Genomic DNA, 23,300 nt, shown 5'->3' with positions numbered 1-23,300 from the left:
CACAACCTAGTGTGCTCAATATAAATAAGGTAAATAAAATGAATATTACACATTAATTAAATTTATATATGAGAGCTAGCTAACATATTATCAACAACAGCGAATCAACGCTGCCTGACCGATAATAATTAGACTTTTTAAACTGAGTTGATGACGAAAAGACAAGCGTGATCAGATAAGATTTATTGAGTATGAAGGCGAGGTCATTTCTGCCATATTGGTTACATCTCGGAAAAAACATCAGGTTATTGATCAGCTAAAAAGTGCATCTATGCGCTTTTAGCTGATGATATGGCACAGTGATAATTAAGCGGCATTATTGGTTTTGCTGTTTTAACTCATGAGCTTGGCACAGCACTGTTTAAACTTTTTGCCGCTATGGCAAATACAAGCATCATTTCGACCGGGTAAACGATTGTGCATTTGTGTTCCACTAGTATAAAACCAATGGCCATCTTGTTTGATAAACGATGAACGCTCATATATCGCATCGATCTTTTTATCTTCGATAAACCATGCTTTAAAAATCACTTCACCTTTTTCAGCGCATTGTGTCGAAGAAAGCACTTCTAATCCCAACCACTGCGTTTTAAATTGTGCCAGCTGCTTCTCGGTTAATCCCTGTAAATGATCCGCATGATGAGTCACAATTAAATAATGAAATTGCTTTAACACAAAGGCGCTATAACGAGAGCGCATTAATCGTTCTGGTGTGTCAGCCACAGCCTGATTTAGATGAAATGGCTGACAACATTGAGCATAGTCGACGGCGCTGCCACAAGGGCAATACGTGCTGTTAGTGTCTATTAAATCATTATGGTTCATTGAGTTTATTCTTTTGCAGCGGTAATAAATTGGCGACCGTAATAAAGATTGGGAACGGGTTTGGCATCATAGTAAAAATGGGGCGCAGCATGGGTGTTCGAATCAACACTAATTTTCCATTGCTGTTTGTTATCTTTACTAAAAACAGTCACAAATTTACCAGCAAATTCACTGACAGGTTCTCCAGAATCTTTTCCTGGATGAAAACGCACTAAATAATAACCCACATCAGTTGCGCTATTGGGCTCGTTGTGTCGTACCAGTACTCTGAAGTCGACTTCAAGTTTGGCATTTTTTCGTTTGATTTTGTTAAAAAAGTGGCTGTACAGGCTAAGAATATTTTCTTTACCGCTAATGATACCTCGGTCTTGTGTTTCAGAGATATATACAGCATCGTCGGTATATATTTGTTCTATCGCGGCAAGATCTAACTGTTCAAATGCCTGCGTCAATTTTGTAAAATTAGCATTCAACGTTTTATGGGGTATAGATTCTGTTGCATAAACGTTCATGGTGCTTAGGCACACACTAACGGTTAGCAATATCAATAACCTGAGCGTATTCATTAAGGACAATATTCTTTTCAAGGAATGGTTCTCTTTTTTATCTAGTGTAAATCAATAATGGCAAGCGATACCGTAACGATAACTATAAATTAATCATCCACTTTGCTAAAGCATAGAATCTTTACAAAGTATGTTGGAGGTGGCACATGTCGTTAAGTGATGACGAATTATTTTTACAAGAAATGGCCGATGTTAGTCCTCTTAAGCAAGAACATCAGTCGCATACAGACCCAAGATGGCTTAATCCGTTAAGTGTAACAGATGCTCAATTGGCAAAGCGAGCAGCAGCGGAACAACATGAGTTGTTACAGTTATTGCCTACCGATCCTTATTTATTTACAGCGGTTGAGCCCGATGATGTAGTGAGCTATAAAATGGATGGGATTCAAGATGAAGTATTTACCCAACTGCGCCTTGGTAAATACCGATTTAATACAGTGTTGGATTTACATCAATATAGGCTACCGCAGGCCCGTGAAAGTTTACTTAGTTGCGTGCTAGGTGCTTATGAGCGCGGTGAACGTAATATTTTGGTTATTCATGGCAAGGGTTATAAAAGTAAACCTTATTCAGGGTTAATGAAATCAGCGGTATGCCATTGGCTAAGATTTATTGAACCCGTTACCGCGTATCATTCGGCCACAAAAGAATGTGGTGGAGTAGGTGCGGTATTTATCATGCTAAAAAAATCACCGCAAAAAAGAATTGAAAATAGTGAACTGAATAGAAAGGGTCGTGGTTTTAGGTAGGTTTTATGGGTGTATGTTGCATCGAAAAAGCCAGTCATATTATAAAAGCAAAAAATAATGCCAAAAATTTAACTGCCGATGTTGTTTGGTTGAAAAAATTTGATGGCAAATAACTTTTTCAACTAAGCACTAATTAGCGCTAACATTTGTATTTTGACGATATTTTTTACTCATACTCATACTCATACTCTTAGTCGCTCAAGTCAGCATTACCAATTGCACTGTTGGCTAGCTTGTGTATTTTGCATATCTAGTGATATTTGTAGTGGAGCAAAGCCATATCGTTAAGCTTTTGCAGTCATGTTATCTCACCTGTCACCACTGACTGCTTCAGGCCAAGGTACAGGGAGCGATTTTGAACACATACTTGTGTTTGCCTCAAGCGTCTTTACTTCTATAAATACTAACGTAATGAATGGGCTAGAGTATTGGCAATATCACACTAGGTTTGTATAACGGCAATGTATAGATTAGGCGTTACATAGGCTCTGCGTTGGCATTAATCTCTGCTTCACACTGCTCCGTTGGTTCTTTAACACCTCGTTGCCTTCTTCTAGATCCCACCGAGCTTGGTTTTATTTCTACGGTTTAGTGGTGTCGGTGAATACTTGTCTGTGCAATAGAGCTATCAATAAACTCACAGGCATAAGGCAATATTATTTCTAATCGTTTTCATCATAAGCCAATGTCTTTGACGTATTGGGCAGCGTTTAGAGTAAGCCCATTATCTGTCAGTACATAGTGGTATTAGAAAGTGCAATAATGGCTTGATGAACACTGTCTATGGTGGCGTTTTTTAAAAATAAATCCATTTGTGCAATTACAGTGACTGAATTCTCATGTCATAAAGGCGCTGGATCAATTTGAGACGGTCGTTTTAAAGGCAAGTGTATCTAGTGTATGTCCTTTTTATCTGTTGTTGTCTGCCAACCACAAAATAGCAAACTTTGTATAATAGTTAACAATTTGGCAGGTTTATTGCTGTTTTTGATGTTGATGTTGTTAAAGAAAGCTAACAATTTCGATTGACATCTGTTCGCTCAATGATTAATTTAAACGGGTGTTTAAATTAACTTGGGTCTTGGAATGGCAAGTCGTACTGATACAAAAACAAGAATACTCGACGCAGCTGAAAAGTTGTTTGCTGAAAGAGGTTTTTCTGAAACGTCGTTGCGACTGATCACCAGTAAAGCTGAAGTCAATTTGGCATCGGTCAATTACCATTTCGGTTCGAAAAAAGAATTAATTCGCGCAGTACTCGCAAGATACTTAGATGTATTTATGCCAAGCGCTGCGATAGAAATTAAACGCATACATCATGCGCCTGAAGATGCGTCACTAAATGAAATTTTTTCTGCTTTAATTAAGCCATTACTCGAGCTTAACAAAGTGCGCAATGGCGGCACGATTATTTTCTTGCAGCTGTTGGGTCGTGGTTACATTGAAAGCCAAGGGCATTTACGTTGGTTTATCACCACGCATTATGGCGAACACTTAGCGACTTTTGTGCAAGCCGTATCGGCCAGTGCACCGCATATTCCCGCAGCTGAAATGTTTTGGCGTTTGCATTTCACCCTCGGGACGATAGTATTTACCATGGCTTCTGCAGATGCGTTAAATGAGATTGCCGCTGCTGAGTATGGTGAACATAACAACATTGAAGCGATTCTTCGTAAAGTCATCCCCTACATGGCAGCAGGTGTTGCTGTTCCTGTGTTAACAAACTAAGAAGGTATAAAATGAGTATCGTCATATTGCTAGTTATAGCGATCATTGTCCTCTTTGGCGTACGTAATATCAGGATGCAATTTATTACGCGTCCAGTATTTTCGTTCTTCAAAAAAGTGTTACCTCCTTTGTCGAGTACCGAGAAGGAAGCAATGGAAGCGGGTGATGTTTGGTGGGAAGGTGAGTTATTCCGTGGTAAGCCAAACTGGAACACCTTACACGGCTACGGTAAGCCAACGTTAAGTGCTGAAGAGCAGGACTTTATAAATAATCAAGTTCAAACCGCATTAACCATGATCGACGATTTTGATATTGTTCATAATCGCAAAGATTTACCGCCAGAGTTGTGGCAGTACTTTAAAGAGCAAGGTTTTTTTGCGTTAATTATTCCTAAAAAATTTGGTGGTCGTGAGTTTTCTGCTTATGCAAACTCAACCATAGTAGCAAAAATTGCTACGCGCAGTGTCAGTGCGGCGGTTACCGTTATGGTGCCTAATTCTTTAGGCCCTGGCGAGTTACTAACGCATTATGGTACTAAAGAACAAAAAGAACGTTGGTTACCTTCACTGGCTGTGGGTAAAGATATTCCATGTTTCGCATTAACAGGCCCAGAAGCGGGCAGTGATGCTGGTGCTATTCCTGATGTCGGTATTGTGTGTCGCCGTGAGTTTGAAGGCGAAGAAACATTAGGCTTAAGTTTAACCTGGAACAAGCGTTACATTACTTTGGCTCCTGTCGCGACGGTTTTGGGATTGGCCTTTCAAATGCGCGATCCTGACGGATTGTTAGGTGATGTTAAAAATATAGGGATTACCTGTGCGCTTATCCCAACAGATCATCAAGGTGTTGAAATCGGTCGTCGTCATAACCCATTAATGATGGCGTTTATGAACGGGACAACCAGTGGTGAAGATGTATTCATTCCATTGGATTGGATTATTGGTGGACCACAGTTTGCCGGCAAAGGTTGGCGTATGCTGGTTGAATGTTTGTCTGCTGGGCGCGGTATTTCATTACCTGCACTCGCTACGGCATCTGGCCATGTGGCGACCAAAACGACCACTGCTTATAGTTATGTTCGTCAACAGTTCGGTATGCCAATCGGACATTTTGAAGGCGTACAAGAAGCTACAGCGCGAATTATCGCTAATACTTACCAACTTGAAGCTGCTCGTCGTTTAACTACCCAAGGTATCGACTTAAAAGTGAAACCTTCTGTGGTGACCGCGATTGCTAAATACCACATGACCGAGTTAGGCCGTGATGTATTAGAGGATGCGATGGATGTTCAGTCTGGTAAAGGTATCCAATTAGGACCTAAAAACTATCTAGGTCATGCGTATATCGCCACACCTATTTCAATTACGGTAGAAGGTGCAAATATCCTGACTCGTTCATTGATGATTTTTGGTCAGGGAGCAACGCGCTGTCATCCATATGTTTTGGCGGAAATGGAAGCCGCAGCAATGGAAGATGAGACATCAGCTTTAGATCGTTTCGATTCATTGTTACTGGGTCATATTGGTTATGCCATTGGTAATGCATTACGCTCATTTGGTTATGCATTAACCGGAAGTCGTTTAGGCAGTGCACCAGTGAGTGGTCCGACTCAACAATATTATCGTGATATGACGCGGATCTCTTCATCGCTTGCGATAATGACTGATTTATCGATGTTGATTATGGGTGGCGATCTTAAACGTAAAGAAATGATTTCTGCGCGAATGGGTGATGCATTAAGCCAGTTATACCTAGCATCTGCGACATTGAAATTGTTTGAAGATAATGGCCGTCAGCAAGATGATTTACCTGCTGTACATTATGTGATGACAGAGCGTTTACATCTAGCGGCAAAAGCACTCAATGATGCTATTCGTAACTTCCCGAGCAAAATCGCTGCGGTATTGCTACGAGTATTGATATTCCCATTAGGAAATCATTTCAATGCACCAAGTGATAAATATGCGGTTGATTTAGTCACTGGTATGCTCAAACCTGGACCTGCTCGTGACCGTATTACCTTCCTTTGCAGTGATGTTGAAGGTGATGAAAGTGGTATTGCTGAAGTCGAGCAGGCTTTCTTGGCAAAATATGCTGCGAAAGATTTGTATAAGAAGCTAAAGAAAGCGCAACGTAGTGGTCATTTAAAATCTAAGCTGCCAATGCTTGAGTTATTTGAGCAAGCACTAGAAAAAGACATTATCACCAAAGCGGAACATAAACAGCTTGTTGAGGCAGATGTATTGCGTTTAGCGGCTATCAATGTTGATGATTTTGATAAGATTTAATCAGAATTAATAAAACCCTTTAATGGTTTTATAAAACCTTTGTCTAAATAGCCCTGACTCTGTCGGGGCTTTTTTTTACTATGGCAAACTAAATTAACAAGTTATCGGTCTGAGAAGGGAAATATCAAAGTGCATAAAGCAGAATATCTTAAAATACACCCATAAAAAAGCCAATCCGGAGATTGGCTTTAAAGTGCCGAGTCTACTGCAATATACCTGCTATTGAGTATGCCTCATGACATGCAATATCAATTAAGCAACGATCAATACTTTGCAAGTGTTAGTGCCACCAATGGTTTCCATCGCGTCACCTTTAGTCATCAGGACCATATCACCACTGACCAAATAACCTCTGCTAACCATACAGTTTAATGCTTCTTTAGCGAGCTCATCTGCAGGATATGCTGTTGAGTCAAACTCAATTGGCTGTACACCACGGTACATTGCCATGCTGGCCAATGTCTTTTGATGACGAGATAAAGCAAAAATTGGTAAACCAGAGCTGATACGTGACATTAATTTTGCTGTCGCGCCAGATTCAGTTAACGAAATAATGGCTTTAACGCCAGGCAAGTGGTTAGCCGCATACATGGTTGAAAGCGCGATAGTTTCTTCAACTGAAGAGAAACGCTGATCCATACGGTGCTTAGACACATTAACACTAGGATGTAATTCTGCACCTAAACAAACGTTCGCCATTGCCATAACCGTTTCTTCAGGGAAGTCACCAGCAGCGGTTTCCGCTGACAGCATTACCGCATCGGTTCCGTCTAACACAGCATTCGCCACGTCCATGACTTCAGCTCGTGTTGGCATCGGGCTTGAAATCATCGATTCCATCATTTGTGTAGCAGTGATCACGGCTTTGTTTAGTTGGCGAGAACGCTCAATTAAACGTTTTTGCACAGCAACAAGTGCAGCGTCACCAATTTCAACACCTAAATCACCACGAGCAACCATGACAACATCTGAAGCGCGGATAACATCATCCATTGCTTCATCAGTTTCAACCGCTTCAGCACGTTCAACCTTAGCAACGATTAATGCGTAGCTACCGGCTTCTTGTGCAAGCTTACGTGCTAGGTCTAAATCAGCACCTGTACGAGGGAACGACACAGCAAGGAAATCAACATTGATCAATGCAGCCGTTTTAATGTCTGCCATGTCTTTTTCGGTAAGGGCAGGAGCGGTTAAGCCGCCACCTTTTTTGTTGATACCTTTGTTGTTCGATAACGGGCCAGCAACAGTAACAGTAGTAAAGACTTTATGGCCTTCAACACGGTCAACTTTCAGCTGCACACGACCATCATCAAGCATTAAGATATCGCCAATGACAACATCATCAGGCAGTTGCTTATAATCAATACCCACTTGATCCTGATCGCCTTCGCCTTTAGCTAAGTCAGCATCGAGGATAAAGTTATCACCCAAGTTAAGTTTGATTTTTTTGTTATCTTTAAAGGTAGAAATGCGAATTTTAGGACCTTGTAAGTCTCCTAAAATAGCGACATGTTTACCCAATTCTTTAGCAATTCTACGAGTATCCGTAGCACGCTTTAGATGATCTTCTGGTGAACCGTGTGAGAAGTTAAGTCTAACGACGTTAGCGCCTGCTGCGATAATTTTTCGTAAATTGTCATCGCGGTCAGTTGCTGGCCCAAGTGTTGTAACGATTTTAGTTCTGCGGAACATGAGATACTCCGTTAATGATAAGAAAGATTTTGTGTTAAATAGAATTCGGTTATTAAAGTGCTCTTGTGATCTTGGCACTAAAATGATGTCACTATATTAACAGACATTCTCAGTAAATGTAGTAAAGTTACCAACAAAAAGATCGTTTTTAATGTGTAATTTATGTGACAGTTTCGCGGTTTTTACAATAAAAAAGGCCAAACAGAATAAAGTGTTTGGCCTAGTGAACAATAATTGATGGCTATTTATGAGCATTTACGCGATCAAATAGAACTTAATTGTGTAATTATTTACCAGTTCTTTGGTAATCTTGGTGCAAAAGTCAGTTTAAAAGGTGGTTATTGTTGTTCAAACGAGCATAAAAATGACGGCTGTACATGAGTGTTAATGTTAACAACCCATCAATTTAGATAGTCATATCCTTGTTTACCCGAGATTCTTTCAATACTTCTTTTACGCGTTTTAAATTATCACGGAAACGCGGACCACGGCGTAAGGTAAACCCTGTCGCGAGTACATCTATGGTAACCAATTGCGCTAAGCGTGACGCCATAGGTAAGTACATGTCAGTGTCTTCTGGTACTTCCATAGTGACAGGCAATGTACATTCAAAAGACAGTGGCGAGTTACGTGCCGTAATGCCGATGACTGCAGCGCCGTTTTCTCGAGCAATACGCGCTATTTCAATCAGTGATTTAGTTCGGCCAGTATGCGAAATTAATACCACTACATCGCCTTCATTACAGTTAATGCAGCTCATTCGTTGCATTAATACATCATCAAAACAAATCACTGGCACGTTGAAGCGAAAGAACTTGTTTTGCGCATCATGGGCCACAGAAGCAGAGGCACCAAGGCCAAAAAACGAAATAGTCTTGGCTTGAGTGAGAATATCAACCGCTTTATTAATTGCCGAAGTGTCTAAACTCTGACGAGCCGTATCCAGCGATGCCATTGAAGATTCGAAGATTTTTGTTGTGTATGACTCTGGAGTGTCATCTTCTTCAACGTGTCGACTAACATAAGGTGTGCCGTTAGCAAGACTTTGAGCCAAATGTAACTTAAAATCAGGGAATCCCTTAGTGTCTAATCGACGACAAAATCGATTGACCGTAGGTTCACTAACATCGGCCATCTTTGCTAAGGTGGCAATACTTGAATGTATCGCTGTTTGCGGTGAGGCTAATATGACTTCGGCAACTTTACGTTCAGATTTACTAAATTGGGTAAGGCTTTTTTGAACCTTTTCAAGGGTATTCATAAGCAAGCATCCGCTAGAAAGTAGCTAAAAAGTAGGTAATGTAATTTTATATCATAACTTACAGGAATTACGTGAATTAAGTTATTTATTTACCGTTGATTATCAACTGTAGTTATTTTTCACGACATCGATCACGATTAAATGATTTGTAAGCCTTGGTGTTGGTGGAAAATCATAGCAGATAATAGATACTTGTGACTAGGTTAACAACAATACAAAAATTGCAAATTAAAGATGCAATATTCAAATTCTGTTGTTATATTACAACAAAAGTGTGCTTTTATTCATCTACCGAATTCGAACATGACACACACATATAATTAGGAGAGCTTTCAGCAATGGGCAAATCAATTGGAGCTAAGGCTTGCGACTTCGTACTTTTCGGTACTAAAGGCGATTTAGCTAGGCGTAAATTATTACCTTCTCTATATCAGTTAGATAAAGCAGGATTGCTTGATAAAGAAACCAAGGTAATCGGAGTAGCAAAAGACGCATTCACTCAAGAAGAGTTTGTTGCCCTAGTTACTAAAGCATTAAATACATTTGTTAAAGACGAACTTTGCCCCACCACGTTAGCGCGCTTCCTGAGTCGTTGTCATTATATCGGTACTAATTTTACAGATCCTGAAGGTTATAGTGCCTTCCACGATTTACTTGAACCAAGTAAACGCGTCATGGTGAATTATTTCGCAACTCCTCCTTCTATTTTTGGTGCTATCTGCCGTTGTTTACACGAGCAAGACCTTATTCAATTTGATACCCGTGTTGTGCTCGAAAAGCCAATTGGTACTGATTTGGAATCATCGCATGTGATTAATGACCAGGTTGCCGAGTTCTTTAACGAGAATCAGGTTTACCGAATCGATCATTATCTTGGTAAAGAAACCGTTCAAAATCTCATTGCCCTGCGTTTTGCTAACTCTTTATTCTCTTCTAAATGGGATAACCGTACCATAGATCATGTCCAGATCACGGTTGCTGAAGAAGTGGGTATTGAAGGTCGTTGGGGTTACTTTGACGGTGCGGGTCAAATGCGCGACATGATCCAAAACCACTTATTACAAGTGCTAACCTTGGTTGCCATGGATCCTCCCGTCAATTTAGATGCTGACAGTATTCGTGACGAGAAAGTTAAAGTGCTTAAGTCACTGCGGCCAATTAACCAAGATAATGTGTATGAAAATACCGTTCGTGGTCAATACAGTGCTGGTTTCTTAAAAGGTTCACCTGTTCCTGGCTATCTTGAAGAAGAGGATGCCAACACGCAATCCCACACAGAGACCTTTGTTGCTATCCGTGTTGATATTGATAACTGGCGTTGGGCTGGAGTGCCATTCTATTTACGCAGTGGTAAGCGTATGCCCTTTAAGAGTAGCGAAATTGTGGTGTACTTTAAAAATCCACCTCATAACTTGTATCGTGCAAGTTACCGCAATCTGCCACCGAACAAGTTAACCATTCGTTTACAACCTCATGAAGGGGTTGAAATTCAGATGATGAACAAGGTTCCTGGGCTTGAGCAAAAGCAGCGTCTACAAACGACTAAGCTCGATTTAAGCTTCAGTGATACCTTTAAAAACGAACGTATTGCAGATGCGTATGAACGTTTGTTGTTAGAAGCCATGCTCGGAAACCAAGCACTGTTCGTTCGTCGTGATGAAGTTGAGCAAGCCTGGAAATGGGTTGATGGCATCATTCAGTCATGGGAACAAAGTGGTGAAAAGCCTAAATCTTATCCTGCTGGCACATGGGGACCTGTGGCATCGGTCGCATTAATAACCAAAGATGGCCGTTCTTGGGACGAGTAGGGAGCTGACATGATTAAAGATACTGTATTTAAATCCTTCGACAATCCAGCAGATTTAGAAGCCAAACTAGCTGAGAAAATTGCCCAGCAACTACAAAATGCTGTGGATACTCGAGGCAAAGCCAGTTTAGTGGTTTCTGGCGGTTCCACACCATTGAAATTATTTGATTTACTTAGCCATAAAGTAGTCGATTGGGCTGACGTTTACGTCACTTTAGCTGATGAACGCTGGGTTAACGCTGATGAAAAAGATTCAAACGAAAGGTTGGTTCGCCAGCATTTACTGCAGAATCGTGCCTCCAGTGCCAAATTTCGCGGCTTAAAAAATATGTTTGCAACCCCTGAAGCGGGTTGTGATATGACCAGCGAGTCGTTAGCTAATTTCCCGCGTCCCTTTGATGTGGTGATATTAGGCATGGGCACTGATGGGCATACATGCTCTTGGTTTCCTTGCAGTGCTGAACTCGATAATGCATTAACTACCAAAGATTTATGCGTTGCAGTCAATCCGACAACTGCTCCTCATGCACGTATTAGTTTGTCTAAAGATGCCATTTTAAATAGCCGTCAGATTTATTTGCATCTTGTCGGAGAACCAAAGCTAACTGTTTATCATCAGGCTCTTGAGAATGATGATGTTACCCAAATGCCCATTAGAGCCGTATTAGCGCAGCGTAAAACGCCCGTTGATGTGTTCTATAGCGCGTAAGGAGTTTTACCATGCACTCAGTAGTACAAGCCGTCACCGATAGAATTATTGCACGCAGTAAACAGTCTCGTTCAACGTATTTAACGGCCTTAAATGATGCCAAAGCAAAAGGTGTTCATCGTAGCGCCCTGAGTTGTGGCAATTTGGCTCATGGATTCGCGGCCTGTCAGCCAGCGGACAAAGACTCTTTACGTCAACTAACGAAAGCCAATATTGGTATTGTCACCGCTTTTAATGACATGTTATCAGCACACCAACCTTACGAAACCTACCCAAATATGCTTAAACAAGCGTGTATGGATGTCGGCAGTGTTGCACAGGTTGCTGCAGGTGTACCTGCTATGTGTGATGGTGTGACTCAGGGTCAACCAGGCATGGAGTTAAGTTTACTGAGCCGTGAAGTTATTGCTATGTCTACCGCGATCGGCTTATCGCATAATATGTTTGATGGCGCGCTACTACTGGGTATTTGTGACAAAATTGTACCGGGACTATTAATCGGTGCCTTAAGTTTTGGCCATTTACCTATGCTATTTGTGCCTGCTGGTCCAATGAAGTCTGGTATTCCGAATAAAGAAAAAGCCCGTATTCGTCAGCAATTTGCTCAAGGTCAGGTTGATCGCGCGGCGCTACTTGAAGCAGAAGCTAAGTCATATCATAGTGCTGGTACTTGTACCTTCTACGGTACGGCTAACTCTAACCAGCTAATGCTTGAAATAATGGGCTTACAGCTACCAGGCTCATCGTTTGTTAATCCTGACGATCCATTACGCGATGAATTAAGCAAAATGGCTGCGAAACAAGTGTGCCGTTTAACATCTATGGGTACACAATATACTCCAATAGGTGAAATCGTTTCTGAGAAATCAGTAGTTAACGGAATTGTGGGAATTCTTGCGACAGGTGGTTCAACGAACCTGACTATGCACATAGTGGCAGCTGCTCGCGCCGCAGGCATAATTGTAAACTGGGACGACTTTTCTGACTTATCTGATGCCGTGCCACTGTTAGCGCGCGTGTATCCTAATGGTCATGCTGATATTAACCACTTCCACGCCGCAGGTGGTATGGCGTTATTAATCAAAGAGCTACTCGATGGTGGTCTATTGCATGAAGATGTGAATACTGTCGCCGGTCAGGGCCTACGTCGTTACACCCAAGAACCTCGCCTACTTGATGGTCAACTTAAATGGGTTGATGGCGTGACAGAAAGCTTAGACAAAGAAGTGTTAACGCATCTTGATACCCCATTCCAACAGAACGGTGGCCTGAAATTACTTAAAGGTAATCTTGGCCGCGCAGTGATTAAAGTGTCAGCAGTACCCGATAAAAATCGTGTGGTAGAAGGACCTGCGATTGTCATTGATGATCAAAACAAGCTTGATGCGCTATTCCAGGCCGGTGAGCTTGATCGAGACTGTGTTGTTGTCGTCAGAGGCCAAGGCCCTAAAGCTAACGGTATGCCAGAGCTGCACAAGCTCACACCATATCTTGGCACTCTGCAAGACAAAGGTTTTAAAGTTGCATTAGTGACTGACGGCCGTATGTCTGGTGCCTCAGGTAAAGTTCCTGCAGCAATTCATTTAACTCCAGAAGCGCTTGACGGTGGTTTGATAGCCAAAGTTGAAAATGGCGATCTGATCCGGGTTGATGCTTCAACAGGTGAGTTAACCCTGTTTGTTGATGAGAAAACACTGGCAAGCAGAACAGCAGGCGTGGTCGATTTACACCATTCAAGTTATGGCATGGGCCGTGAATTATTCGGTGCATTACGCAGTAGCTTAAGCAGCCCTGAAACAGGTGCCCGCAGTACACATGCTCTTGATGAATTATATTAAAAATAAAGGAAGTCGGTATTATGATTGAGCCTAATAACTGGTTACTCCAGCCACAAGATGTATTTAAACGCAGCCCGATTGTTCCTGTGATGGTGATTAATAAAATAGAGCATGCAGTGCCTTTGGCTAGAGCCTTAGTTGCTGGCGGTATTAGCGTACTTGAAGTAACACTTCGAACACCTTGTGCGCTTGAAGCCATTGCTAAAATAGCTAAAGAAGTGCCAGAAGCTTTAGTGGGTGCGGGAACTATTTTAAATCAGACCCAATTACAACAAGCAATTGATGCTGGTTCACAATTTATTATCACTCCAGGTGCAACAGTTGATTTGCTAAAAGCAGCTAAAAAAGGCACGGTGCCATTAATTCCTGGTATCGTTAGTATTTCAGAAGTTATGGTGGGAATGGAGTTAGGTTATACTCATTTCAAATTCTTCCCTGCTGAAGCTTCTGGTGGCATTAATGCACTTAAATCTTTCTCTGGTCCATTGTCGGGTATTCGTTTTTGTCCAACAGGTGGCATTAGCCCTGCGACGTATAAAGACTACCTTGCACTGTCGAATGTAGATTGCATTGGCGGTAGCTGGATTGCCCCGACAGATGCAGTTGAAAATGAAGATTGGGATCGCATTACCCAACTGTGTAAAGATGCTTTAGCAGCGCTTTAATCTTTACCAATGAGTTTACCGTTGAAAAACCAGCTTATGCTGGTTTTTTTATGTCTTAAATTTGGCAGGGGTTAGTTTGTAGGTGATATAGACGAGTTGAACGACTAAAAATTGTTAATTGTAAGTAACTTGTAATAACATAGCGCTACTTAAAAATGGGCGGAACAGCCCGTTAAATGACTTTTGTTAGCACAAGGATATTTTTATGGTGCGCTTTTTAGATCATATGGCCCATGGTCATCGTTTGTTGTTGTCAGCAGCATTGGCGTTATGCAGTATTTATTTTATTACTTTTTACTCCCCCCTTGTAGCTGCTAGCCCAATCCATGCTGAATTACCGAGACAATCTTTCAATTCTCAATGGCACCTTGGGGATCATCAAAACCAAGGCCTATTGGTTGACAATGTGCCTAATTGGGTTACACCAATAGCGTATGATTTACCAGATAAGGTTCCATCTTCAGAGCTTGCCGATGGGGTGTATTACTTGCTTATTGATGAGCAGTCTAAAGTCACCGCCGATGGCAGTCTAACTCAGTTTAATCATTATGCGACCAAAGCGATGACGCCCAAAGGCTTAGAAGCTGTCTCGCAAATTAGCATTACGTTTGATCCCGCTTATCAGAAAATTATTTTCCATAAGATGAATGTTATTCGGGATGGGGTGGTCATTGATAAAAAAGCAGACAGTGAATTTAATTTACAACAAGTCGAAAGTGGGCAGCGATTAATTTACGATGCCTCTAAAACGGCGAGCTGGTTTTTACATGATATTCGTGTCGGCGATATTGTTGATTATCAATACAGTATTGTTGGCACTAATCCTGTTTACCAAGGGATCTATTCAGATTCTCGACGTTTACAATGGGATGTTCCCGTACATCAACAATTTTTACGTATTATTTGGGGGAAAAAGCAACCGCTTAATTTTTCTGTAAATAATACTGAGATGAAATTTACGCAAACGCAATTAGGCAATGAAATTGATTATCAGCTGATGTTAAAAGACATGCCCGTGAGTAAGTATTATTCAGACGCTGCCAGTTGGTTTCATCCTTATGCTAGCGCTTATTGGTCTGAGATGGATTCTTGGCAACAGGTTAGAGAGTGGGCTCAGGCGCTCTTTGCGCCACAAATAGATCAAAATCAAGCAATTCAAGAATTGGTTAATCAATTCCGAAGTGCTGATACCCAAGCCGAACAAATCATGCTTGCGTTGAATTTTGTTCAACAAGATATTCGTTATTTGGGTATTGAAATTGGAGCCAACAGCCATTTACCCGCTAAGGCGAGCGATACATTGGCCAAGCGATATGGCGACTGTAAAGATAAATCTGTGTTATTAATTGCGCTACTTAGAGGATTAGGCATTCAAGCATCACCTGTTTTGGTTAATACCAAAGAGGGCAAGATCTTACAAGACTCCTTACCTCGAGCATCAGCATTTAATCACATGATAGTCAAAGTCAGCTTAGATAATAAATTTTACTGGTTAGACCCTACACTGCTGAATCAAAATGTTGCTTTACCGGTTGTGTTTCAACCCAATTATGGCTTCGCCCTTGTGGTTGGAGACAATACTCAACAACTTGAATTAATGGATTCAGCAGCAAGTGGTTCTCTTGTAGAGTTTCATGAAGTGTATGATTTTACACAAGGAGTTCATGGTGAGGGGAGTCTACATGTCACAACCACTTATCAAGGAGATCAAGGTACTCGTATTCGTGGACGATTAGCTGATATTGGCTTACAGTCTCTGTCAGACAATTATCAAAATTATTATAAAAATTCGTTTAATGATCTTGAAGTTGCTACGCCTATGTCTGTAAGCCAAAATACTCAAACCGGCACGACAATTTTTAAAGAACACTACGTAATCAAACAACCTTGGATAAAAGCTGACAATGGTAGTTTTGGTCTTAGCGTTTACGAAAGCCAAGTATCCCCCTACATTTCCATGCCAGAAAGTCATGGACCAAGAGTGTTGTCTTTGAGTCATCCCATTACTTTATCGGGTGATATTAAGCTTAAATTATTGGATCAGAAATGGACATTTGATAAAGAAGTTTTGAACGAAACTAACCCCTTTTTTGATTTTAATTACAAAGTGACATTCGATGACTCTATAAATGAGCTGACATTAGCATATCATTATCAATCGAAAGTTGACCGTGTCGAAGCCAATGAAGTTGATCAATATGTTGCAGCATTACGAAATGTCGCTGATGTGGGCAGTTTTGGTCTGGTTGATTATGGTACTGCTAATTCCACGACGGCCTCAGATAATAATTTTATTGATGATTTAGACACAGATTCACGTATTTTACTCAGCTATGTTGTTTGCTTTTTTATCGGTATTTCGTTTTGTTTAGTTTCCTGGCTGCGAGAGAAAGCTCCTGCTGATGATGCCCAGTTCTACCCAGTATCCACGACCAAAATGTCTGTGATGATCTTTATGACTCTTGGTGTGTATATTTATTATTGGTGCTATAAAAACTGGCAATATATTCGCACGCTAGAGCAATCATCAATTTGGCCGAGGGCAAGAGCCTTTTTTAACGTAGTCTGGTATTTCCCATTGTTTGCTAAGTTAAAAGCAAACAATGATGCTAGAGAGCAGCCCAAAAAACTGATCTCAGAAACTACCGCCATTAGTTTATTCGTTGTTTATGTGATTGTGTCGATAACCTATTCAATGCGTGATGACTTTTATGTAGATGTGTTGATCCTTATTGTTACTTTTTTGCCATTAGCGTTATACATTAACCGGATTAATGACAAAGCAGGAGCCGCATATCAACATAACTCTCGCTGGCGACTGCGTCATCTCGTCATAGGGCTGTGTGTTTTACCACTCTATTTGGTGAGTATTGCGTCAACTATTGGCTTGTCTAGTCAAGATGAGGTCATTGAAGGACAACAGTTGTGGAGCCGAGATATTGCATTTTTACGCCAACATCAATTGATCAGTGAACAAGAGCTACCGGTATTATTTTACAGTCATCATTGGTTTAATAATCAAGTTGAAGGAAATGGTTTTAGTGCCACGAAGGTGTTTTCATATTGGACTGAAAATGGCAAGTTTATCTCGTATTCAGTGGCAATTGCTGATATCAAAGATATCACCACTGAGTTAAATGAACAAAAGGATCAATTATCCACCATCATGATAGAGCCTTTGCAAGGCGAAGCATTTAGGCTGGTTGTTTCCAATTCTAAAAACAAAGACAGTCAATTTGTTGAACAGCTCACTGCGTTGTGGAAAACGAGTCAAAATGAATAATTTGAATACATCGACTGTTTTAAGGTATTAGCACATGAAAACTATTGGCATGATCGGCGGCATGAGTTGGGAGTCGACACTCAATTACTACAAAGCCATTAATCAAGGAGTAAAGTCCGCGTTAGGTGGCTTACATTCAGCGAAAGTGTGTTTATACAGTGTCGATTTTGCTGAAATTGAAACCTTACAACATCAAGGTTTGTGGCAACAAACAGCATTGTTATTGACCGATGCCGCTAAAGCGGTTGAGGCCGGTGGTGCTGACTTTTTGTTAATTTGCACCAATACCATGCACAAGGTTGCCGATGAGATACAAGCCGAAATAGGCATCCCAATTTTGCATATTGCAGATGCCACAGCCAATGCGCTACTTGCCGATGGTATTAGCAAAGTGGGCTTGCTCGGCACCCGTTTTACTATGGAGCAAGACTTTTATAAACACCGTATTAGCGACAATTATCCTATTGAGGTTATGGTGCCGAATACGGCAGATCAGACCATTGTTCATGATGTAATTTATCAAGAGTTATGTTTAGGGCAGATTAATGAACAGTCTCGTCAGGCTTATTTAATGATTATTGATAAGTTGTTTGCCCAAGGGGCAGAGGCGGTTATTTTAGGCTGTACCGAGATTGCATTATTGGTGCAGCAACAACATACCCCAGTGCCTTTGTATGACACGACGCTAATACACGCTAATAGTGCTGTGAAGTTGGCTTTAGATAATCATGATGAGACCTAATAACCGATAATGTTCGAAAGCTAGTATCGGTTGCCTCGTTTAATATCGATAGATAAAAAAACGCCTTACACTAGTCTAGTGTAAGGCGTTTATCATTTCTAATGGCGCTTTTGGTTAGTCTTTGTAAGCACGGCCATAGAAGCTATCGAGTAACACTTGCTTAATCTCGCTGATTAATGGGTAACGAGGGTTAGCACCTGTACATTGATCATCAAACGCGTCTTCTGCAAGTAGATCCAGTTTTGCAATAAAATCTGCTTCATTAACACCGGCTTCTTGAATCGATGCAGGAATACCAATGATCTTTTTCAGCTCTTCGATTTTATCTATTAGTTTGTCTACTTTTTGCTGATCCGTTTTACCGCCTAGCTTTAAATGATCTGCAATTGCAGCATAACGGCATAATGCTTTAGGGCGGTCGTATTGACTGAAGGCCGCTTGTTTAGTTGGCATATCTGTCGCGTTAAAGCGGATAACGTTAGAGATTAATAATGCATTAGCTAAACCATGAGCCAAGTGGAACTCAGCACCCAGTTTGTGCGCGATTGAGTGACAAACTCCTAAGAATGCATTGGCAAAAGCAATCCCCGCTATTGTCGCACCATTGTGTACTTTTTCACGAGCGACAGGGGCTTTGGCACCTAACTCATAAGCATCAGGCAAGTATTTCACCAATAAATCGAGCGCTTGTAATGCTTGGCCATCGCTGTATTCGTTTGCCATTACACTGACATAAGCTTCTAACGCGTGAGTTATTGCATCAATACCACCAAAAGCGGTTAATGACTTGGGCATGTTCATCACAAGGTTAGGGTCAATAATCGCGATATTAGGTGTTAATTCATAATCTGCAATAGGGTATTTTTTGCCTGTGATTTCATCAGTGACTACAGCAAACGGAGTCACTTCAGAACCGGTACCCGATGTGGTAGGTATCGCTACCATTTGGGCTTTAAGTCCCATTTTAGGGAACTTATAAATACGTTTACGGATATCCATGAATCGCAATGCTAAATCAGCAAAGTCGACATTAGGGTGTTCGTACATTACCCAAATAATTTTAGCCGCATCCATTGGTGAACCACCACCTAATGCAATAATTACATCAGGTTGGAAACTTTGTGCCACTTTAGCGCCTTGGCGCACAATGGCTAAGGTTGGGTCTGCTTCTACTTCATAAAACACTTCGGTTTCTAGGCCCTGTGCTTTAAGGATTTTTAATGTCTCGTTGCAATAGCCGTTATTAAATAAAAACTTATCAGTAATAATTAATGCACGTTTTTTGTCGCTTAATTCTTCTAATGCGATTGGTAAGCTACCACGACGGAAGTAAATTGATGATGGAAGCTTGTGCCACAACATGTTTTCAGCCCTCTTAGCGACCATTTTTTTATTAATTAAGTGGCTTGGGCCAACGTTTTCAGAAATTGAATTACCGCCCCATGAACCACAGCCTAGGGTTAATGACGGTGCTAATTTGAAGTTGTATAAATCACCAATACCACCTTGAGAAGCAGGGGTGTTAATCAAAATACGTGCAGTTTTCATTCTAAAACCAAAGGTCTTAACACGTTCTGTCTGAGTGTCTTGATCGGTATACAAGCCTGAGGTATGACCGATACCGCCTAAGGTCACTAAGGCCTCTGCTTTATCCATTGCTTCGTTAAAGTCTTTGGCTTTATACATACCTAACAACGGAGACAATTTCTCGTGGGCAAATGCTTCCGCATCATCAATATCGTTAACTTCCCCAATTAGTACTTTAGTATTACTTGGGACTTCAAAGCCTGCCATGGCCGCAATAGCTACCGCACTTTGACCAACGATATCAGCATTAAGGCCACCATTTTTAAGAATGACATTTTGCATCGCCGCAGTTTCAGCTTTAGATAAAATATGACCACCGTAATGAGCAAAACGTTCTTTAACTTGCTTATATATACTGTCTACTACAATCACGGCTTGTTCAGACGCACATACAACACCGTTGTCGAAGGTTTTTGACATTAAAATAGAGCTAACAGCACGTTTAATATCAGCGGTTTCGTCGATCACGATGGGAGTGTTACCCGCACCAACGCCGATAGCAGGTTTACCAGATGAGTAGGCGGCTTTAACCATGCCTGGACCACCAGTGGCTAAAATTAAATTAACTTTTGCGTGGGTCATTAATTGGTTTGATAATGCAACACTGGGTTGATCTATCCAGCCAATAATATCCTTAGGCGCACCAGCCGCTACTGCTGCATCTAATACTATTCTCGCTGCGGTAGTCGTTGAGTTTTTGGCTCTTGGATGCGGAGAAAAAATAATCCCATTACGAGTTTTTAAACTAATAAGCGCTTTAAAAATAGCGGTCGATGTTGGATTAGTGGTTGGCACAATACCGCAAATAATGCCGACAGGTTCGGCAATGGTGATGGTACCAAAGGTGATATCTTCGGAAAGAATTCCACAGGTTTTTTCATCTTTATACTTGTTATAAATATATTCAGATGCGAAGTGGTTTTTAATCACTTTATCTTCTAATACACCCATACCTGTTTCGATTACCGCCATTTTAGCCAATGAAATACGCGCATCTGCAGCAGCAAAAGCAGCGGCTCTAAAAATGGCATCTACTTTTTCTTGGCTAAAGTTTGCAAATTCAGCCTGAGCCTTGGCAACGCGTTCTACTAATAAATCAAGTTCTTGTGTATTGGTGACTGTCATAGTGGTTTCCTTTAAAAACATTCAACAAAGCAGTTTTGCAAAACATTCTTTGTAAATAAAATTACATCTTCTAGGGGCTGTTTGTTGTGATGATGACCACAAAATCGTAATAATTGGTAATTTTATTACGGTTTAGGTGTTTTTAAATCAGTAATATCGAATCTTAATAAGGCTTTGATTTCACTATCACTTAAAACACCCTAGTACACAATACTATGGTTGTTTATGTTAATTACAGCATGAAAGCCTTGTTTACATAATGAATGAGCAGGCCTTCGTTGAGTGAAATCGGTTGGTATTGAAGCATTAATCATTGTTTTATATTTAAAACGGTATGTTTCTTGTTCACTTTTATAAGTGACTCTGAAGCAAATTATTAACCAATGTAAAAATACAGCATTGAAATTTAATAATATTTTATTCCTTGCTAGCCTACATAAGCAATGCCTAAAGTTTGTTTAGCTTATTTAATTGAAGATTTGTGATTGACATCAATATTTATAAAAGGGAATATGCTCAGAAGAAGGGCATTTGCTCATTTTGTGTTTTTAGAGCAATTGAATGGCTTTAGTGATCTATACACGCCTTATGCAGCTATGACGATATTGGATATATGATTGTTATTTGATGTCCAACAAGCTGTAAAATGGATTTATAGTTCTGATTTATAGCGTTAAGGCGGGTATATGAACACTGATACACAATTGATTATTTTTGACTGTGATGGCGTGATTATCGACAGTGAAGTCATTAGTGCCAAAGTGTTAATCGACAAACTCGCCGAGTTGGGCTGCACCATTGACATGGCGTTTGTACAAGAACACTTTTTAGGTTGTCAATTTACAACTGTAGCAGACAAGGTAAAGCGTTTATTGTCTACCAGCTTACCTCAACATTTTGAGGAAGAGTATCGACAGCAATTACTTGTAGAATTTGAAAAAAATTTAACGGTAACAGATGGCATCAAATCAGTATTGTCTAGCTTGAAGGTACCATATTGTATTGCAACCAGTAGCAGTTTACCCCGAACAACGAGAGCATTAGAGGTGGTGGGATTAACCGAGGTGTTTGGCAGTCATATCTTTACTGCAAGCCAAGTTAAACAAGGCAAACCTGCTCCCGATTTATTTTTATATGCAGCAGACGCAATGGGCGTAAAGCCTCTGCATTGTTTAGTCATAGAAGACAGTTATTTTGGTGTCAGTGCTGCAATTACAGCCAATATGGACGTGATTCATTATGTTGGCGGTGGTCATATTATCGATCGCCTTGATAATGAATTACACCGAGTATCACAAGTATTTCCAACAGTGCCAGTATTAAGTCATTGGCAGAATTTTGATCGTTTAATGCCAGCATTAGTGCGTTGATAGTGCATAAAAGGGATAGCATGGATACCAAATCAAACTCTGAACTCGCAAGACTAGAGCAAGCTGCACGTGCTGCCTGGCTATATTATGTTGCTAAAAATACTCAAGATGAGATCGCTCAAAAATTAGAAGTATCAAGACAGTCTGCACAGCGTTTAGTTGCTTTAGCCGTGAGTGAAGGCCTAATTCAAGTCCGTTTAGACCATCCAATTGCTAAATGCATGGAATTGGGACATCAACTGACTCAGGCCTTTAACTTGCTAGAATGCGAAATTGTACCAAGCGATCCCGCTGACAGCAGTTCGGTTCATGGATTAGCACAAGGTGGCGCGAGTGTATTAGAGCGTTATTTAAAGTCCGAACAGCCAAAAACGTTAGCTTTTGGCACAGGCCGCGCACTTAAAGCGTGTATCGATGAGTTACCTTCAATGCAGTGCCCACAGCATAAAATAGTATCGTTATTGGGCAATATGATGCTCGACGGTTCAGCATCTGCTTTTGATATCGTAGTGAGTATGGCCAATAGAGTACAAGCTAAGCACTACCCAATGCCGTTGCCCGTTATTGCCAGCTCGGTAGCTGAGAAACAGCTTTTGCATGACTTGGCGCCGGTAAAAAGTATTTTTGAATTAGTCAGACAAGCTGATGCGACTTTTGTCGGAATAGGCCACATGGGCATAGAGCCACCATTACTACTTGACGGTTTCATTAATCAGTCTCAGTTAGATGCATTAGTTAATAATGATGCTATCGGTGAAATCATCAGTTGGGTTTATAACCAACAAGGACAATTACTTGATAACTCAATCAATCAACTGGTGATGAGCTCACCGTTAAATATTGACTTAACCAATCCTGTCTATGGTATCGCGGCAGGGCAGCAAAAAGTGGATGCGATATTTGCAGCATTACAAGGCCGATTAATTAATTCATTAATTACCAATGAATATACTGCTGAAAGATTATTGGCTAAGCTAAAGTAATTATAAAAAATATAAAAATACTTATATTGAGATTTAAATAATACTCAGCGAGTAAGTTAGTATCTATAATCTTACTAATACT

16 protein-coding genes are annotated in these 23,300 nt (G+C 40.7%); 11 read left to right on the top strand and 5 right to left on the bottom strand.

Annotated features, from left to right (window positions below; genetic code table 11):
* Positions 1–333: 333 nt before the first annotated feature.
* Together H5164_RS12840 and H5164_RS12835 are read right to left on the bottom strand one after the other, a co-directional pair.
* The gene (locus H5164_RS12840) at positions 334–825 is read right to left on the bottom strand and encodes a YchJ family protein (RefSeq protein WP_182756493.1); all 492 of its coding nucleotides are present in this window, start codon (positions 823–825) and stop codon (positions 334–336) included.
* A 5-nt stretch (positions 826–830) separates the two neighbouring features.
* Positions 831–1,391 carry a DUF4440 domain-containing protein gene (locus H5164_RS12835; RefSeq protein WP_124014983.1) on the bottom strand — a complete coding sequence of 187 codons (561 nt, stop codon included), beginning with the start codon at positions 1,389–1,391 and terminating at the stop codon, positions 831–833.
* A gap of 146 nt (positions 1,392–1,537) precedes the next feature.
* On the opposite strand from H5164_RS12835, the gene smrA reads away from it, so the two are divergent.
* From smrA to H5164_RS12820, 3 genes are all read left to right on the top strand, one after another.
* Complete coding sequence (smrA, locus tag H5164_RS12830; protein ID WP_124014982.1) at positions 1,538–2,140, top strand: DNA endonuclease SmrA; 603 nt, start codon at positions 1,538–1,540, stop codon at positions 2,138–2,140.
* Between the two features lie 1,086 nt (positions 2,141–3,226).
* Positions 3,227–3,868 (top strand): TetR/AcrR family transcriptional regulator, encoded by a 642-nt coding sequence (locus tag H5164_RS12825; protein ID WP_124014981.1) that lies wholly within the window; start codon positions 3,227–3,229, stop codon positions 3,866–3,868.
* A gap of 11 nt (positions 3,869–3,879) precedes the next feature.
* Entirely contained in the window at positions 3,880–6,156 is a 2,277-nt protein-coding gene (locus H5164_RS12820; protein ID WP_182756491.1) for an acyl-CoA dehydrogenase, read from the top strand.
* A gap of 252 nt (positions 6,157–6,408) precedes the next feature.
* Here the strand turns inward: H5164_RS12820 and pyk are convergent, their stop codons facing one another.
* Together pyk and H5164_RS12810 are read right to left on the bottom strand one after the other, a co-directional pair.
* Positions 6,409–7,848 carry a pyruvate kinase gene (gene pyk, locus H5164_RS12815; protein ID WP_124014979.1) on the bottom strand — a complete coding sequence of 480 codons (1,440 nt, stop codon included), beginning with the start codon at positions 7,846–7,848 and terminating at the stop codon, positions 6,409–6,411.
* Positions 7,849–8,254: 406 nt separating this feature from the next.
* Positions 8,255–9,109, bottom strand: a complete 855-nt coding sequence (locus tag H5164_RS12810; protein WP_124014978.1) for a MurR/RpiR family transcriptional regulator — start codon at positions 9,107–9,109, stop codon at positions 8,255–8,257.
* 338 nt (positions 9,110–9,447) lie between these two features.
* Here H5164_RS12810 and zwf point away from each other — a divergent pair, with 338 nt between their 5' ends.
* The 6 genes from zwf to H5164_RS12780 all read left to right on the top strand — a co-directional run bounded on the left by zwf (position 9,448) and on the right by H5164_RS12780 (position 18,153).
* Positions 9,448–10,917 carry a glucose-6-phosphate dehydrogenase gene (gene zwf, locus H5164_RS12805; RefSeq protein WP_182756489.1) on the top strand — a complete coding sequence of 490 codons (1,470 nt, stop codon included), beginning with the start codon at positions 9,448–9,450 and terminating at the stop codon, positions 10,915–10,917.
* A 9-nt stretch (positions 10,918–10,926) separates the two neighbouring features.
* Complete coding sequence (gene pgl / locus H5164_RS12800; protein ID WP_182697243.1) at positions 10,927–11,625, top strand: 6-phosphogluconolactonase; 699 nt, start codon at positions 10,927–10,929, stop codon at positions 11,623–11,625.
* Positions 11,626–11,636: 11 nt separating this feature from the next.
* Positions 11,637–13,463 carry a phosphogluconate dehydratase gene (edd, locus tag H5164_RS12795; protein WP_182697244.1) on the top strand — a complete coding sequence of 609 codons (1,827 nt, stop codon included), beginning with the start codon at positions 11,637–11,639 and terminating at the stop codon, positions 13,461–13,463.
* A gap of 20 nt (positions 13,464–13,483) precedes the next feature.
* Complete coding sequence (locus tag H5164_RS12790) at positions 13,484–14,128, top strand: bifunctional 4-hydroxy-2-oxoglutarate aldolase/2-dehydro-3-deoxy-phosphogluconate aldolase (RefSeq protein ID WP_124014974.1); 645 nt, start codon at positions 13,484–13,486, stop codon at positions 14,126–14,128.
* A gap of 205 nt (positions 14,129–14,333) precedes the next feature.
* Positions 14,334–17,411: a DUF3857 domain-containing transglutaminase family protein gene (locus H5164_RS12785; protein ID WP_182756487.1), complete on the top strand. Its 3,078-nt coding sequence runs from the start codon at positions 14,334–14,336 to the stop codon at positions 17,409–17,411.
* Between the two features lie 34 nt (positions 17,412–17,445).
* Positions 17,446–18,153, top strand: a complete 708-nt coding sequence (locus H5164_RS12780) for an aspartate/glutamate racemase family protein (RefSeq protein WP_182756485.1) — start codon at positions 17,446–17,448, stop codon at positions 18,151–18,153.
* A gap of 114 nt (positions 18,154–18,267) precedes the next feature.
* Here H5164_RS12780 and adhE read toward each other — a convergent pair whose 3' ends face one another.
* Positions 18,268–20,865, bottom strand: a complete 2,598-nt coding sequence (gene adhE, locus H5164_RS12775) for a bifunctional acetaldehyde-CoA/alcohol dehydrogenase (protein WP_182756483.1) — start codon at positions 20,863–20,865, stop codon at positions 18,268–18,270.
* Positions 20,866–21,551: 686 nt separating this feature from the next.
* On the opposite strand from adhE, the gene H5164_RS12770 reads away from it, so the two are divergent.
* Positions 21,552–22,235 carry an HAD family hydrolase gene (locus H5164_RS12770; RefSeq protein WP_182756482.1) on the top strand — a complete coding sequence of 228 codons (684 nt, stop codon included), beginning with the start codon at positions 21,552–21,554 and terminating at the stop codon, positions 22,233–22,235.
* Between the two features lie 20 nt (positions 22,236–22,255).
* Positions 22,256–23,218 carry a sugar-binding transcriptional regulator gene (locus tag H5164_RS12765; RefSeq protein WP_182756480.1) on the top strand — a complete coding sequence of 321 codons (963 nt, stop codon included), beginning with the start codon at positions 22,256–22,258 and terminating at the stop codon, positions 23,216–23,218.
* Positions 23,219–23,300: the final 82 nt, after the last annotated feature.

This window comes from Shewanella sp. SG41-3 (assembly GCF_014164545.1).
Lineage (GTDB): Bacteria > Pseudomonadota > Gammaproteobacteria > Enterobacterales > Shewanellaceae > Shewanella > Shewanella vesiculosa.
The sequence above is the reverse complement of the archived record's forward strand: the minus strand, read 5'-3'. Positions and strand labels throughout refer to the sequence as shown.